This window comes from Candidatus Micrarchaeia archaeon, from assembly GCA_041653315.1.
GTDB lineage: Archaea > Micrarchaeota > Micrarchaeia > Anstonellales > JAHKLY01 > JAHKLY01.
Genome location: JBAZFO010000010.1, coordinates 23825 through 39572, shown reverse-complemented (window position 1 = coordinate 39572; position 15748 = coordinate 23825). Strand labels below are relative to the sequence as shown.

Sequence of the window (15748 nt, the reverse complement as noted above, 5' to 3'; positions counted from 1 at the left end):
AAATGTGTACATTCAGTTGGTGCACACACATGTGTATCGTCGCATTCTGCTCCGCAAGTATCAACTGAACATGTGTGTGTTAAGTCTATTGTTCCTGATGTGCATGAGTCAGTTGCTTCGTTACATGATGACGTAAATCCAGCAAAATAATCCCATGTAAATGGATTTGCATCAGGATTGTTTAAGCATGTTGCAATTCCTGCTAAATTATTAGCTTCACAATTTATTGGTGTTCCTGATCCACAGGCATAAATTCCTGTGCAAACTTCTGCGCCATTACAATATAACCCATCATTACAATCTGCATCTTGTGTTGCATCATATGCTGATACTCCTAAATTACTGCATTTTGCGCATATGCCTGCATCATTTCCTGAAGATGAGCAAACTCCCCAGGTTCCAGCAGTACATAATTTAGTTCCAGTGCAAACACCAGAACCGCAATCATCTATTATATTATCTGTTGTTCCATCACAATTGTTATCTTTATTATCACAAATCTCTTCCGCATCTGGATTTATGGCCGCATTTGTATCATCACAGTCACCAGCTCTCCAAACATAACCTGTTGGCGGGCAACCGCCTGTTGAAGTTACTGATGGATTGCCATAAGTGTCACCATCTAAATCCCTGTAATATGTATTGCCTGTATAAACACATTTTCCGCTAGGTGTTGATGAGCCGCATGCATTGTTTGAATAAGTTCCTCTTGTAGACGGATCATATATGTCTTTTGTTCCAGCACTTCCGCATACGGTATTATCTTGAACAGCTACGGTTCCAGCTGCATAAGTAGGGATATATAACCCATAATAAGGAGAATACATTATGGTGTTATTTATTATATTAACATTTTCAAGCTCTGTTTCTAGCCCAGTATCAACTAAAACATTGTGCCTAATATTGTCGGTTCCTGTCGTATCGCCCCTCATTAAATAGATTTTATTGCAATTTTCAAAGTAATTTCCTTTAGCTCCGTCAGTTGTTCCAGTTCCACCTATTTGTACTGTTGACACTGCATTTGTATAAATACCATTAATCCCAATATTTCTAAATTCTGAATTCTCAACAATCAACTGGTTTCCTTCTACATCATAAAGATAAATACCATATTCATCGCAATTTATAAACTTTGAATTGATTATCTTCAAGTTTCTTGCATAAGCGCCAACCTTGACATTCTCAAAATGAATATTGTCCCAGGTTGTTATTGTTGAGCCTGAAGTTCCCATAAGCGCTATCCCAGTAGAAACATTTGAAATTTTCATATTCTTAATTGTGCCTTTTGAAAACCAAGCCTCATAATCCTCTCTTATCAATGGATAATTGCCAAAAGGCGGATATACACCCGGATCAAAAATATAATCCCCATAATCCCTTGTTTTGCCGACAAATTCTGAATTTTTAAAATCAACCACTACATTATATGTACCAATCAAGATTTGCTGTGTTGGGTAATCCAATGGATAGTAGCCATCTTCGCATAAATTAATTGTCCCGCCATAAGCATCAATTATAAAATAATGCTTGCCCTCTTCTGATGTTTCCCTAATTCTTTCCGGATAATACGCATCTCCCCCGGGGTATGTCGCAGGCCAGTACAAATTAGTGCACCCAACTGAGCATGTGTAATCACAAGAAGTTCCTGTGGCTGAACTGCATGCAGTTATATAATACTCATTTGAGCCTTGGTCATTAATGTCCTTTACAGATGAGCTGCACGAATATAAGTTTCCAATTTCATTATTATCACTTGCGCTGTCCGCATAAAATCCTGTGTTGCTTGATGTTTTAATAACATTCCCCTGGAATTCATTGTCTACTGAATTTGTTAAGTGAATTCCGTATGTGTTTGACTGGAAGGTGTTTTGATAAATATAATTATTATTTGAATTGACTAATTCAACGCCTTTTCCGTTTGAGGTTAAAATCCCGTATTTCTCAACTATGTTTTCGCTCCCGCTTATTTTGAATCCTGTGTTTGAATTGCTTGCGCTTGAATCAGCTAACATTACCCCGTCTGAGTTTAACACTTCAACGCCAATATTAAAATTGTTTAATTTACAATCATAAATTCTAACATCAGATTGTGCATCAATTTTTATGCCAGTTCCTGTTCCAGTCCCTGTTATTGTTGCACCACTGCACATTAAAGCTACATTATCACTGTTAATGTTAATGCAGTTTCCGCTTGCTGCCAAATTCCCGCTCAAATAATATGTCCCAGGCGAATTAATTGTTGTGCATGATGAAATTACATCTGAAGTGTCAGCACATATATACCCATCAATTAAGCCTTGTTTGTTTGCATCTGAATCATCGCAATCTGCAACACTGTTTCCTGCACAACTTGATGGGCAGCCAGTTGAGGGTTTAGATCCCAATCCCCACCAGCAAAAGCCGTCACTGTCTGCATCAGTGCAAAGCTGTGTTGTCGGCGCTCCTGTTGCTGCAGTTTCTGGGTGGCCCCATTTATTGAAAACTGCAATATCTATCGGGCCGTACAAATAACCATAACCGTCAATTCCCCATGTTGGCCCCCAAGAGTTTTTATATTCCATAATAATTGCAGAATCATCTCTCCACATCTCAATACCTACAAGATTAACTGCATGGTTCCATTCGTTTAATCCCAAAACCATACCCCCATTGCTTCTCAAATCCTTCATTAAGTCAACAGGGTTTCTGTAATTTATAGAATTTTCATATGATGTTGATTTCCATGCCCTTGTGTTCCAATCAGTACAAGGACTGCAAGGTGTTGTAGACAAGCCAGTTGCAGGGAAGCATGCCTCGTCAAACTGGCCGTGGGTATAAGCAACCTGTTCTGCAGGATTAACTTGCCCCCCGCAGATTGGGTCCGTTGTTCCGCCTCTTGAAATAAACTGCTGTTCGCTTAAATCTTTATCTAAATGCCTTGCAAAATAAGTGTTAACCATCACTTCGTGTGCTGCTGTTGCTGCATATGCCCAGCATGTTGCACCAACCTGGGTTTTAACAGATGTTGTCCAATCCTGACTGTGTGCATCTCTCCAGCTGAAGCTTATCTTGTCATAATCAGAAGGCAGAGCTGTTGGTGTTGCTGGTGTTTCCATAGGGGCAAATGAGAATATTCCTTCAGTATAATAAAAAATACCATAAGTATTTGGCATTGGTCTATAATTTTTTATTGGGTGATAACCATCTAAAGTTATATTACCTAAATTAAATTTTTTAATTTCATAAGGTTGATGTGAAATTCCCGTATATCCAGCAGTCCAATTAAATCCTAAATCTCTATTTTTATCATTTAACATATTAATTTTAATATTATTTTGCTCTACTAATAATTCATTAAAATTTAAACTGCTTTTAACTTTTGAATAATAAATTGAATTAATATTAACATCTGCATTTTCTCCTTCTACAATTAAAGTAATAGGTTTTATTGCATTTGGAAAAGAAAGAGTTTCTTCACTAACCATACAAAAATCATAATTATTATTAGAATAATCATAAACACTATTATAAAATAAAGAAGAATCAAACATGTTAAATTCATGAATTTCTTTTTGTTCATCTTCGCCAATTAAAATTATTCTTGCAAAACCAGTTCCATAATTTTGACCATCAGCTTTAAAATTTGGATAAGTATTAATTTGTCCACACACAACTAAAGATTCTATTGAAGGAACATTTGAAATGTCAATAGAAATATATTCCAAACCTTTTAATGATGCTTTTTGTGCTATACTATATTCTTTAAAACTATTATAATCATTTAATTTAAAATTAGATAAAATTTGCTCATTTAATGCCTCTTCATTTATTTTAATATAAGTATTTTCTAAATTAACAGGAGATACTGCTTCTTTAGAAACAAAAGAATTTTTATCTATCTTAATTTTTTCTAAATTATTTTTTTGTGCATCTAACGTACCAGCTAATAAAAAATTTGTTAAAAATATATTTAATAATATTATTATTAATACTAATCTCATTTCTTTTTTCATAACCACAACCTCATTTACATTAACGTATAACTTCTATTATATATGCTGTGGTTTAAAAAGATTTTGTTTGGGTTAAATATGTAAAAAAAAAGAAAAAAATAATGAATTATGATTTAAAAATAATCTATGATTAATAATCTATGATTTATTCATCATCATCTTCATTTCTTCTTTGTGGTCTTGGACCTCTTGAATCATCCCTGTGATTTTGGAAACATTCTCTGCAATAAACAGGTCTGCCTTCAGTTGGTTTAAAAGGAACTTCACATTCTTTTCCACAATCTGCACATTTTGCTTTATGCATTTCTTTTGGTCTATCACTAAATCTTCTTCCACCAAAACTTCCTGATCCACCACGGCCACCATCACTGCCACCACGACCACCTGATCCACCTGATCCACCACGGCCACCATAACTGCCGCCACTTCTACCACCACGACCACCAGAGCCGCTTCTTTCATTTCTATCTCCATAAGACATTTCTTTCACTTCCTTTTATATTTTATTTCTATAAAAAAAGAAAAAATAAATATTTAATTTATTTTTAAATTTCATATAATTATCTCGCTGCTCTAGCCATTCTTTCAACTTCATTTCTTTTCTTAATTGCATAAGATGCCTGCTGATCTCCTTTTGCAGTAAATTCTAATTCATCAGCTAATGCTTGGGCTAAAGTTTTCTTTTTATCAAAAGATCCCATTATTGCTGCTAACGCAATATTTCTTAAAGCCATATCCACTCTTCTTAATGGAGATACATCAACAGCTACTTGATAAGTAACTCCACCTAAAGCCACCCTTGTAAAATCTTCTCTTGGTGCTGAATTTTCAACAGCCCTAACTAATAATTGAATAGGATTTTCATTTGTTTTTTTTGCAACAATTGCAAAGGCTTTTTTAACTGCTTCTGTTGCTTTTGATTTTTTTCCTTGTAATTTCCCTTGTGTTCTAATTAATTTTCCGCCTAATTTTTCTCCTGTTCCACCCCTCATTAATTTATTTATTAATCGTTCAACTACATTTACATCAGACTTTCCAAATTGTTTTTTTCCATGTCTGCCATACGAAGTTGGAACAACAACAGGATTTAAATTAATGTAAGGCTTTAAAGAAATGTCCATTACTTCTACATTATCAAAATCATATTTTTCAAATAATTTAATCGCTCCCATTTAATCACCATTACCTCTTAGGTTTTTCTTTCTTACCTCTTACAAGCATTTGTAAGTCAGTACCATTTACTTTAACTACTTTATGTTTAACTCCAGGAATAGAACCCATTTGTCCTGCTTGAGAACCGCCTAATCCTGCAATTATAACTTCATCATGTTCATCAATAAAATTAATTGCTTTATTTCTTGGGGCATGTGCTGTAATTACTTTCCCATTCTTAATTAATTGAACTTTAACACATTTAATTAATCCAGAGTGAGGCTGTTTTTGTTCTAATGCTTTCTTTTCTAAAACTATACCTCTTGCTTGTGGTGAACCATGTAATGCATCGTACTTTTGTCTTAATTTTTTCTTTTTTCTTTTCCATTTAGTACTAAGCCATTTCTGGTTTTTCCTTCTTCTTTTCATATCTCTACCTGCAAATTCTCCTTTTCCCATAATATTCACCATAATTTTTTATTTAGTTTCTAATTTTAGATCACTATTAAATTTTCTTCTTAATATTTCTTTATTTGTTTTTATTTTTTCACCATCACGACCAATTGCTGGTCCTCTATTTTTCGATTCAATTGTAACAACAGAAAGTTTTTCATTATTTTTTTCTTGAATCTCAATATTTAACAAATTTATATTTGGAAACAAGTTCTTTATAAACCCTTCGATTGAATTTGAATCTTCAAATACAAGAACTCTTTTATTTTTAAACGCAGTTCTTACTCGATTAATATTACATCCTTTTTTACCAATCGCTTTTCCAAGTTCCCCTTTTCTTACAATAAAAACAACTGTTTTATTGTCAATTATCAAACAATCATTTGTTACCGCATCTGTTAAACTCTCAAATAAAGATATACATCTCATTGTATCTGTGTCTAATTCAATAGGCATATTATCACTATTTAATTAACATGAAGATATTCGAATCTCCTTGTTCAAAAATAACCATTGCTGAAATTGAAAATGGTTTTCCGCATGCTTCTCCTAATTCCATATTAGAACCTTTAAATTGATATAATGGAATATCTGATAATTTAGAGTAATATTCAATATTTGTTTTAAGTTCTTTTGTACAATTATTTGAAATAATCACTAATTTTCCGTTTCCATTTTTTACTTGTTTTTCTGTTTTATTTGCTCCAAGCTCAACTTTTCCTGTATCTACGGCCATTCTTATTGCTTTTATTACATCAATAGTCATAATATCTCCCTCTTCTGTTTATTATATAGAAGTATTTTTATAACTTTAGTTTTAATTTTATCCTACCAGTACCTACTGGAATTATCTGTCCAATAATAATATTTTCAGTTACTCCAACTAAATTATCTTCCTCTCCAATTACTGATGCATTAACTAAATGTTTAATTGTTTCTTCATACGCAGCTCTTGCCAATACACCAATTTTCTGACCACTTAAACCATGTCTTCCTACTGATTTAACTTGACCATACATAGTCATTGCATCTGCCATTATCATTAAATGTCTTACATCAATTGCCATACCTTGCATACTCATAACCATTCCTAATTCTCTTAAAATTGAATTTCTTGCTGCTTCAATACCTAAAACTTTTTCTATTTCTTTAATATCATTTGTAAAAACTCTTTCTGGATCAATATTTGTATTCTTTCTAACTTCTACTAAATTTGTACCTTCAGTTCTTATAAATATTTCTTCTTGTGAATCCACAATCATTGCTTTTTTTATACCTGGAATTCCTTTTATATGTAAAGAGGAAAGAATATTACTATATCTTCTTATTTTTTTATAAGGATCTGATTTAGAAAATTCTATTTTTAAAATATTTTTTGATGCAGAAACATTTACTTCTGAAATTTTATCTTTAATTGTTTTTTTAATTTCTTTAATATCTAAATTTTTATTTTTAAGTGCTTCTGGATTTAATTTTATTAATATAGTTTTATTTTCTAAATCTTCTTTTAATTTACCTAACATACCTAACGTAGTATTTTCAATTTCTGTTAATACTTGTTCTACTTTTTTTCTTGAATTATTTTTTGAAGGAAGATAAATATCCATAAAAGGTTTTTTTGGTGTTCTTCTTGCATCAACAATTTCGATTAATCTTGGAAGACCTGTTGGAACTTGCTCTGCTACTCCTGCATAATGGAAAGTTCTCATAGTCATTTGAGTACCTGGTTCACCTAAACTTTGTGCTGCAACTGTTCCTACTGCTTCTCCTGGTGCAACCAATCCTTTTCTTCTTCTAATCATATCATAACCTCTTATGCTGTTTCATAATCATCTTTAGCAGGTCCAGCTTCAACATATACTCCTTCTCCTGCTTTTGATGGGTCTTGTCCATCTCCACCATAAATAAATTGAACTACAATATTATCTGCATCTTTTACAGTTGAATCTTTATCAATAACAATATCTTGTAATGCATTAATTAATCTTCTTTGCATATATCCACTTCTACCTGTTCTTATAGCAGTATTAACTAAGGATTCTCTTCCACCCATATCCATAAAGAAAAATTCTGTTGGGCTTAATCCAGTTCTAAATGAATTAAAAACATAACCATGTGCTATTGCACCTAAATCGCCCTTTTTAAAATGTGTTAAAACTCTATCTCTATACCCTCTATTAACTCTTTGTGATCTTACAGATTGCTGACCAACAACTGCTGACATTTGAATTGTATCTAATAAACTTCCTCTTGAACCTGATTTTGCCATAATAACTGCTGAATTTTTCATACCTAAAGATTTTTCTGTTAATGATTCTACTTTTTTCTTTGCATCTGCTGTTATTTGCATGATTTTATCTTCTAAAGACTCTTTTAATGTCATACCTGGCAATCTTTCTAAAGTTTTATTTTTAAATTTAATTAAAATTGCATCTATCTCTCTTCTCATTGTATCTAAAATCTTTTCTAGTTTTTCTTGATTTTCTGAAGGGAAAGTATAATTATTTAATGAAACACTTAAACCATGCCATGTTAATTCATTTAAAACTAATCTAGAACTTCTATCTAAAAATTCTCTTGTCATTTGTGGACCATGTTTATGGAAAATATCTTCAATAATTATATTCTGATATGTCTTAGACTCTAAAGCTCCAGATAATATAATTCCATCTTTAATCAAAACATCTCCTTCTGGTTCTGGATAGAATTTTGTTCTTTGTTTTAAATTTAAATCTTTTGGAAATAAAGTTGACATTAATAATTTACCTGAATATTTATCTTTTTTATCTGGGTCTGGTAATTTTGTTATACCTGCTGAAATTAATAAATCACAGGCTTCTTCTTTAGTAAAAATTGCTTCATCTTCAGTAGTATAAAATGCTCCTGCAATTCCATCTTGATCTGGATGTATTAAAGAATGTCCGTGTCTTGGAGAAATAATTTGACCTTCAACAAGCATTAACTCTTTAACTTCAACTCTTGCTTCTACTGTTTGAATAGCATGAAGATTCATTTCATCCCCATCAAAATCTGCGTTATATGGTGCACAAACTAATGGATTTAATCTAAATGTTTTTCCTGGTAAAACTTTAACTTCATGACCTAAAATAGAAATTCTATGTAATGACGGCTGTCTATTAAATAAAACAATGTCTCCATCAACTAATTGCCTTTCAATTATCCATCCAGGAACAATTTCATTTAAAAGTTCTTCGGCGATTTCTTCTTTTACTTTTATTTTTTTTCCATCAGGCCTAAGAACATACCTTGCTCTTGGATATTTATTTGAAACAATATATTTTTTACATAAATCTATATTCCAATTTGTAACTGTAAGGGGAATTGTTAACTCTTCTGCGATTATTTGCGGAACACCAACTTCATTTATAGAAATATTTGGATCTGGTGAAACAACTGTTCTAGCTGAAAAATTAACTCTTTTACCTGATAAATTATATCTAAATCTTCCTTCTTTACCTTTTAATCTTTGTGATAATGTTTTTAATGGTCTTCCACTTCTGTGTCTTGCTGGTGGAATATTTGCCATTTCATTATTAAAAAATGTTGAAACATGATATTGTAATAATTCCCATAAATCTTCTATAATCAATTGAGGTGCACCTGCATCAATATTAGCTTCTAATCTATGATTAATTCTCATTACATCTACTAATTTATGAGTTAAATCATCTTCAGATCTTTCTCCAGTTTCTAATGTAATAGATGGTCTTGCTGATACTGGTGGTACAGGCAATGCCGTTAAAATCATCCACTCCGGCCTAGCATGTATTGGATCAAAACCTAAAACTCTTAAATCATCATTTGAAATTTCTTCTAACCAAGATCTTATTTCAGAAGGTAAAAGAACTTGATTTTCATTATAAAATGCAGTTGGTTTTAATAGTGTGATTTTTGGTAATGCTGCTTTACAATGTGGACATTCATTTAATTTTTTCATTTTTGTTGTAATATTTTGAGCTTTTTTAATTACTTTCTTTTCTTCTGGTACTTCTAATTCTTCATCAACTTGTTCAATTAATTCATCAATTTTAGCATCTTTTACTAAAACTCTATGACAAGAAGGACAAGTAGATCTTAATAATAATAAAATAATTTTTGCATACATAGGATGAATAACTGGTCTTATTAATTCAATATGCCCAAAATGACCATTACAGAAACCCATTCTTCCACCACAAGTTCTGCATTTTAATCCAGGATCAATAACTCCCATGTGTGGATCAACTAACCCCCCATCAATTGGATACCCATCATCATTATATGTATCAGGTACTGTAACTTTAATTGAAGACATCTTTCTAATCATTTCTGGGGAGAATAAAGAAAATTTTATTGAACCAATTAATTTTTGTGTAATATCATCAACCACATAATCACCTATGCTTTATCTTCTAATTTTAATCTAGGAAATATTCCTAACGCTTTTATTTCATCTAATAATAACTTAAACGCATAACTTAATTCAATTTCAAACATTTGTGTTGAATCACATAAAGGACAGAAATCTCTATTTTTTATGTGGTCATGTACTGCTACGCTTCCACATTTAGCGCAAATCAATAATTTTGTTTTATCACTTTCTTCTAATAATCTTTCTTTTATCAACATACTTGAACCATAAGCAACTAAACAATCTCTTTCCATCTCTCCAAATCTTAATCCACCTTCTCTTGCTTTACCTTCAGTTGGCTGGTGTGTTAATAATTGTACAGGTCCTCTTGATCTTGCATGTATTTTATTTGCAACTAAATGTTTCAATCTTTGATAATAAACTACTCCGACAAATATTTTACTTTTAATTTTTCTTCCTGTAATTCCATCATATAATTCTTCTTCTCCATGTTTTTGGAAACCATTTTGTTCAAGCATTTTTTCAATTTCTTCTTGATTAAATTCATCAAATGCAGACCCATCCATGATCTTTCCTTCAAAACAAGCTGCTTTTCCAGTTAAAGTTTCAATTATATGTCCCATAGTTTTTCTTGAAGGAAGAGCTAATGGGTTTAATAATAAATCTGGAACTACTCCATCTTTTGTAAATGGTAAATCTTCTTGTGGAACAATCATTCCAATAACTCCTTTTTGACCATGTCTTGATGCAAATTTATCTCCTAATTGGGGAATCATAGTTGTTCTTACTCTTACTTTAGCTATTCTATTTCCCCCTAATGTATCTGAAACCATTACAGAATCTACTACTCCTTCTTCTCCACCATGCATTGCTAAAGAATTCTCTCTCTTTTTTTCTTCAACAATTCCAAAAACAGAAATTTCTTCTAAGAATCTTGGGGGTGAAGTTTTTCCAACTAATACTTCTCCAGGGCGTACTGGAATTTCTGGTGAGATAACTCCATCATCACCTAAATAAGCATAAGCACTTTCTTCTCTAAATCCTGCTGTTGTTGCTGCTGGAATTTCAAATTTATCTTTTTGTCCACCTGGATATCTTCTTTCTTCAGTAACATATGTTTTAAAATAAACTGATCTTCCTAAACCTCTATCAATTGCATTTTTATTAATTACAACTGCATCTTCAATATTATAACCATAATGATTAATTATAGCAACTACAAAATTCTGTCCAGCTGCTTTTTCTTTAAAATTTAAAATTGAATATGGTCTTGTTTGTACTAATGGTTGTTGTGGATAATATAATACATTACCTAAAGAATCCATTCTTTTATTAAAATTAGAAGCATAAGTTCCTAAAGATTGTTTTGCCATTGAACAAGCCATAGTAATTCTAACAGAAAGATTATGTTCTGGGTAAGGTAAAACTCCTGCAACTATTCCCATTAATGAAACAGGATCAATTTCTAAATGAGTATGTTCTTTAGTTAAATCTTTTTCTTTAATAGCTACATAAATCATTTCTTCTTCTTCTGCATCTAAATACTCAACTACGCCAACATTAATTAAATCCCACCATGTAACTTCTCCAGATTTTACTTTTTCTTGTAATTCTTGAGTATATAAACTTTTTCCATTTTTAACTACTATATATGGTCTTCTTGCTCTGCCTCTATCTGTATTTACATAAAAAGCATCGATTTTATCATTATATGAAAAATTAACTTGTGAACTTATTTCTCCATTTCTTCTTTTTTCAACTAATTTTTCATAAACTTCTTTTGGAGATTCATGAAATCCAATTAATTTTCCATTAACATAGATTGCAGTTCTATCTTTTAATTGTTCTAATTTTCTTTTCATGTTGTAAACACCTTAAATTTTAACTCCCATCTCTTGTAATATTTTTTCTATTTCTTCAGGTTTTTCTCCTGTGGAAATATCACACATTAAAGCAATATTTTTTACTAAAGCACAACTTGGTCCTTCTGGACTTTCATTAGGACATAATTTTCCCCAATGAGTACCATGAAGATCTCTTGCTTTAAAATGTGGATGTTTTTTATTTAAAGGAGATATTAATCTTCTTAAATGTGAAGCTGAAGATAAATAACTTAATCTATCTAATAATTGTGAAACACCAGTTTGTCCTGCAATCCAATTACCTGTTGCCATTGCATATTTTATTCTATCACTTAAAGCATCTGGCCTTACTAAATTTTGTACTACTAATCTTCTTCCTCTTGCTTCGGCCCTTCCTGCTTGATAAGCAATATCTTTTATTAAAAATTGGAATGCATATCTAAATAATTCTTCCATTAAAGTTCCTGCTAATTTAACTCTTTTATTAGAATAATGATCTTTATCATCTGGTTTTGTTTTTTTCTCACCTATTCTTGTTGCTCTCTCTGCCATTTCAATTAAATAATATGCTTTTGTTAATCTACTTTCTGTATCTGTACCTAAATGAGGTAATAAATAATTATCTAATAAAACATCTACTCTTTTATTTCTATATTCTTCAGGTTGTCCAGGTGAAGCTCTTTTTCCAATATACTCGAATGCTTCTTCCAAAGATTTAGTTGGATCTATTTCCAAATTAATTAAAGTATCATTTTTAATTACTCTTTCTTCCATTATATTTTTTAAAATATCATTATTTTTTGATAAACCAAGCGCTCTTAAAACAGTAGTTAAATAAATATTTTTAGGTGCACCAGGAAAATCTATTTTCATAGTTCCATCTTTTCTTCTTTCAATTGCACATCTTGCTCTAAAACCTTCTCTTGTTGAAAAAACCTTTGATACAGTTAATTCTCCTTTTTTCTCATTTGAAACCATAATTCTATTTGGTGCTAAATCTTCAATTGAAACTAAAACTTTTTCAGATCCATTGACTATAAAATATCCGCCAGGATCAGTTGGATCTTCTTCTGCTTCTACTAATTCTTCTTCTGTCATATTGTCTAGATGACATAATTTAGATCTTAACATTACTGGTAACTCACCAATAAATACTTCAGAATATGTTCTTCTTTCAATTCCATTAAATACTGGAATAATCTCTAAAAATAAAGGTGCTGCATAAGTTAAATTTCTTAATCTTGCTTCATTAGGTAAAATATTTCTTCTTGAACCATCTGCTTCTACGATCATTGGTTTTTCTAATCTTAAATCTCCAAATTTTAGTTCAAAACCTTCAATATTTGTTGGAATTTGTCCGATTGTATCAACTATCTCTCTTAATCCATTTTCTATAAATTTATTATATGAATCTAGATGCTGTTTTACTAAACTATTTCCCTTATAATAACTTTTAAGTAATCCATCGTCCATTTTTCCACCTATTTATTAATTACTAATCTATAATAATCATATGATGCTGTTTCTTCTACTCTTTTAATTAAAATTATATCCCCTTCTTTTGGTTTTATATCAAAAATAGCAAAAGCTGGGTCTTTCTTTTTTATTTTAGGTAATTGGTCTCTAGTAATATTATATTTTTTTAAAATTTCTTCTGCTTCTTCATCAGATAAAAGAATATGTTGAGGAACTAATCTATGGCCTATGCTCTCCTCTTTATTAATAGTCTCTTTTGATTTTACCAAAATATTACCCCACGCGCGTGATTTGTGTCTATATATAGATTCGAAACCTTTTTAAAAGGATTGTTTATTTTTTTGTGCAATAATTTTACTTAAAATACCTTATTTTTCCTTTTTTTATTATTTAATTTAAAAAAAGTAAATAATATTTTATACAAATATATTTAAGTATATTCGTATAAAATAAATTTTATGGATATTGAAAATAAAATAGAATTAGTTAAAAGAGAACCAATGCAAGAAGTTGTTACATTAGAGGATTTAAAAGAAGTTTTTGAAAATTATTCTCATCCAAAACATTACATAGGTTTTGAAATTTCAGGTAAAGTTCATCTTGGATCTGGATTATTAACAGCTTTAAAAATTCAAGATTTTTTAAAAGCTGGAATTAAACCAACTATATTTTTAGCAGATTATCACACTTGGTTAAATAGAAAAATGGGTGATGATTTAGAATTAACTAGAGAGGTTGCAGGAAATTATTTTAAACATGCATTTATATCTTTAGGATTAACCGAAGATAAAGTTAACTATGTTTTAGGAAGTGATATTTATAATAAAGATTATTGGGAAAAAGTTATTCAAATTTCTAAAAATACTTCAATAAAAAGAATGTTAAGATGTACAACAATAATGGGAAGAAAAGAAGGAGAATCAAAAGATTGTTCATTTATTATGTATCCTGCAATGCAGGCTGCAGATATATTTCAATTAGATGTTCAATTAGCACATGCTGGAATGGACCAAAGAAATGTTCATATGCTGGCACGTGAAGTAGCTTCTAAAATAAATAAGAAAAAACCTATTGCTTTACACCATAAAATTTTATTTGGTCTTCAAGGTCCAGGTTCAAGAATGGAACAATATGTTACTGAAACAGATAAAGCAAAAATAACAGACAGACAAATAGAAATGAAAATGTCAAAAAGCAAACCAGATACATGTATTTTTGTTCATGATTCACCAGAAGAAATTAATAGAAAAATAAAAAAAGCATATGCGCCTGAGAAAATAACTGAAAATAATCCTATTTTTCAATACGCCGAATTAGCTTTAATGCGCGAAGGAAAATTCTTAATTGAAAGACCTGAAAAATTTGGCGGAAATTTAGAAATAGGAAATACAGAAGACTTGAAAAGAATGTATGAAAGTGCAGAATTATTTCCTTTAGACTTGAAAAATGCAGTAGCAAATTGGTTGATAAAAACTTTAGAACCAAGCAGAAAATATTTTGATAAAAAAGAAAACCAAAAATACATTGCGCAAATACAAAAAATAATAGAAACACGATAAAAATTAGAATAAAATTTTAATATGCCCATATCCTAATTCTCTATTAAATACTTCTGTGATTTTAATTTCTTTACCTATAACTGAGTAAATAATTCTAAAATCTCCAATGAGTAAACGAAAACGATTTGGTCTAAAAAACCCATGTAATTTTTTAATATCTGCTTTGCTCCTTTTATTGAATGGGTCCTTCTCAAGCTCTTTCACACCAATTTTAATTCTTTTTTGTTTTTTTTGTTCTAAAGCATACAATTGTTTTTCAGCCGTTTCAGATATAAAAATTAAATAACTCATATTTTCAACTCATCAAATTTTTTGAATTTTTCATTTTTAAGAATATAATCTTGTCTTTCATGAAATCTAATTATTTCTGTTAATTCTATCAATTTATTTATTATTTCGTCGTATGTTTCATCTTTCTTACCAAAATTTTTCAATAATTCCCTTGTTGTTTCATTTATAGCTATTGTAGTTGTCATATAATCACCCATAATGGTTATACGCGCTTATATTTATAAATATTTTGATAAAAAAAACACAAAAAGATATTATTAAAAACTGTTTTATATTAACTATGTATTAAAATATAGTAATTAGGTGATTAATATGCCACAAAAAACAAAAATACCTGAAGATTGTCCAAGATTGAGAGAGAGAGAGAAAACTCAAGACCAATGCCCTATACTTTAAAAGTTGAAGATAGAATGTTAAGAACAATTTATTACCACCCATATCCTATAACAAAATGTCCTTGTGATAAAATGGATAAATACCCAGAATGTGTTGCTAAATTTGGAAACTGTAAAAAGGATTAAAATATTTTTTATTTAATTTTTTAATAATTTTATCTAATTTATTATTTGATTTACCACACGATATATACAA

Annotated in this window: 15 protein-coding genes; 2 read left to right on the top strand and 13 right to left on the bottom strand. The window is 30.4% G+C overall.

Features of this window, described 5'->3' with window-relative positions; genetic code table 11:
- The 11 genes from WC356_03345 to WC356_03295 form a co-directional block, all read right to left on the bottom strand.
- Nucleotides 1-3992 (bottom strand): right-handed parallel beta-helix repeat-containing protein (locus tag WC356_03345; GenBank protein MFA5382175.1); only part of this gene is annotated, 3992 nt, incomplete at its 3' end.
- 145 nt (nucleotides 3993-4137) lie between these two features.
- Nucleotides 4138-4473: a CxxC-x17-CxxC domain-containing protein gene (locus WC356_03340; GenBank protein ID MFA5382174.1), complete on the bottom strand. Its 336-nt coding sequence runs from the start codon at nucleotides 4471-4473 to the stop codon at nucleotides 4138-4140.
- Between the two features lie 79 nt (nucleotides 4474-4552).
- Nucleotides 4553-5164 carry a 30S ribosomal protein S7 gene (locus WC356_03335; protein ID MFA5382173.1) on the bottom strand — a complete coding sequence of 204 codons (612 nt, stop codon included), beginning with the start codon at nucleotides 5162-5164 and terminating at the stop codon, nucleotides 4553-4555.
- Nucleotides 5165-5174: 10 nt separating this feature from the next.
- A complete protein-coding gene (locus WC356_03330) occupies nucleotides 5175-5603 on the bottom strand; it encodes a 30S ribosomal protein S12 (protein ID MFA5382172.1) in 429 nt (142 codons plus the stop codon).
- 18 nt (nucleotides 5604-5621) lie between these two features.
- Entirely contained in the window at nucleotides 5622-6053 is a 432-nt protein-coding gene (locus WC356_03325) for a NusA-like transcription termination signal-binding factor (protein MFA5382171.1), read from the bottom strand.
- A 7-nt stretch (nucleotides 6054-6060) separates the two neighbouring features.
- On the bottom strand, nucleotides 6061-6363 hold the full coding sequence (locus tag WC356_03320) for a 50S ribosomal protein L30e (protein ID MFA5382170.1): 303 nt from the start codon (nucleotides 6361-6363) through the stop codon (nucleotides 6061-6063).
- Between the two features lie 37 nt (nucleotides 6364-6400).
- Nucleotides 6401-7399, bottom strand: a complete 999-nt coding sequence (locus tag WC356_03315) for a DNA-directed RNA polymerase subunit A'' (GenBank protein ID MFA5382169.1) — start codon at nucleotides 7397-7399, stop codon at nucleotides 6401-6403.
- An 11-nt stretch (nucleotides 7400-7410) separates the two neighbouring features.
- On the bottom strand, nucleotides 7411-9987 hold the full coding sequence (locus tag WC356_03310; GenBank protein MFA5382168.1) for a DNA-directed RNA polymerase subunit A': 2577 nt from the start codon (nucleotides 9985-9987) through the stop codon (nucleotides 7411-7413).
- An 8-nt stretch (nucleotides 9988-9995) separates the two neighbouring features.
- Complete coding sequence (gene rpoB / locus WC356_03305; GenBank protein ID MFA5382167.1) at nucleotides 9996-11831, bottom strand: DNA-directed RNA polymerase subunit B; 1836 nt, start codon at nucleotides 11829-11831, stop codon at nucleotides 9996-9998.
- 12 nt (nucleotides 11832-11843) lie between these two features.
- Nucleotides 11844-13304 carry a DNA-directed RNA polymerase subunit B'' gene (locus WC356_03300; GenBank protein ID MFA5382166.1) on the bottom strand — a complete coding sequence of 487 codons (1461 nt, stop codon included), beginning with the start codon at nucleotides 13302-13304 and terminating at the stop codon, nucleotides 11844-11846.
- Nucleotides 13305-13312: 8 nt separating this feature from the next.
- Nucleotides 13313-13555, bottom strand: a complete 243-nt coding sequence (locus WC356_03295) for a DNA-directed RNA polymerase subunit RpoH/Rpb5 C-terminal domain-containing protein (protein MFA5382165.1) — start codon at nucleotides 13553-13555, stop codon at nucleotides 13313-13315.
- 210 nt (nucleotides 13556-13765) lie between these two features.
- Here WC356_03295 and WC356_03290 point away from each other — a divergent pair, with 210 nt between their 5' ends.
- Nucleotides 13766-14866, top strand: a complete 1101-nt coding sequence (locus tag WC356_03290; GenBank protein MFA5382164.1) for a tyrosine--tRNA ligase — start codon at nucleotides 13766-13768, stop codon at nucleotides 14864-14866.
- Nucleotides 14867-14869: 3 nt separating this feature from the next.
- Here the strand turns inward: WC356_03290 and WC356_03285 are convergent, their stop codons facing one another.
- Together WC356_03285 and WC356_03280 are read right to left on the bottom strand one after the other, a co-directional pair.
- Complete coding sequence (locus WC356_03285) at nucleotides 14870-15157, bottom strand: type II toxin-antitoxin system RelE/ParE family toxin (GenBank protein MFA5382163.1); 288 nt, start codon at nucleotides 15155-15157, stop codon at nucleotides 14870-14872.
- The gene (locus WC356_03280) at nucleotides 15154-15354 is read right to left on the bottom strand and encodes a hypothetical protein (protein ID MFA5382162.1); all 201 of its coding nucleotides are present in this window, start codon (nucleotides 15352-15354) and stop codon (nucleotides 15154-15156) included. The genes WC356_03285 and WC356_03280 overlap by 4 nt, the downstream gene beginning before the upstream one ends.
- A 183-nt stretch (nucleotides 15355-15537) precedes the next feature.
- Here WC356_03280 and WC356_03275 point away from each other — a divergent pair, with 183 nt between their 5' ends.
- Nucleotides 15538-15678 carry a hypothetical protein gene (locus WC356_03275; GenBank protein MFA5382161.1) on the top strand — a complete coding sequence of 47 codons (141 nt, stop codon included), beginning with the start codon at nucleotides 15538-15540 and terminating at the stop codon, nucleotides 15676-15678.
- Nucleotides 15679-15748 lie beyond the last annotated feature (70 nt).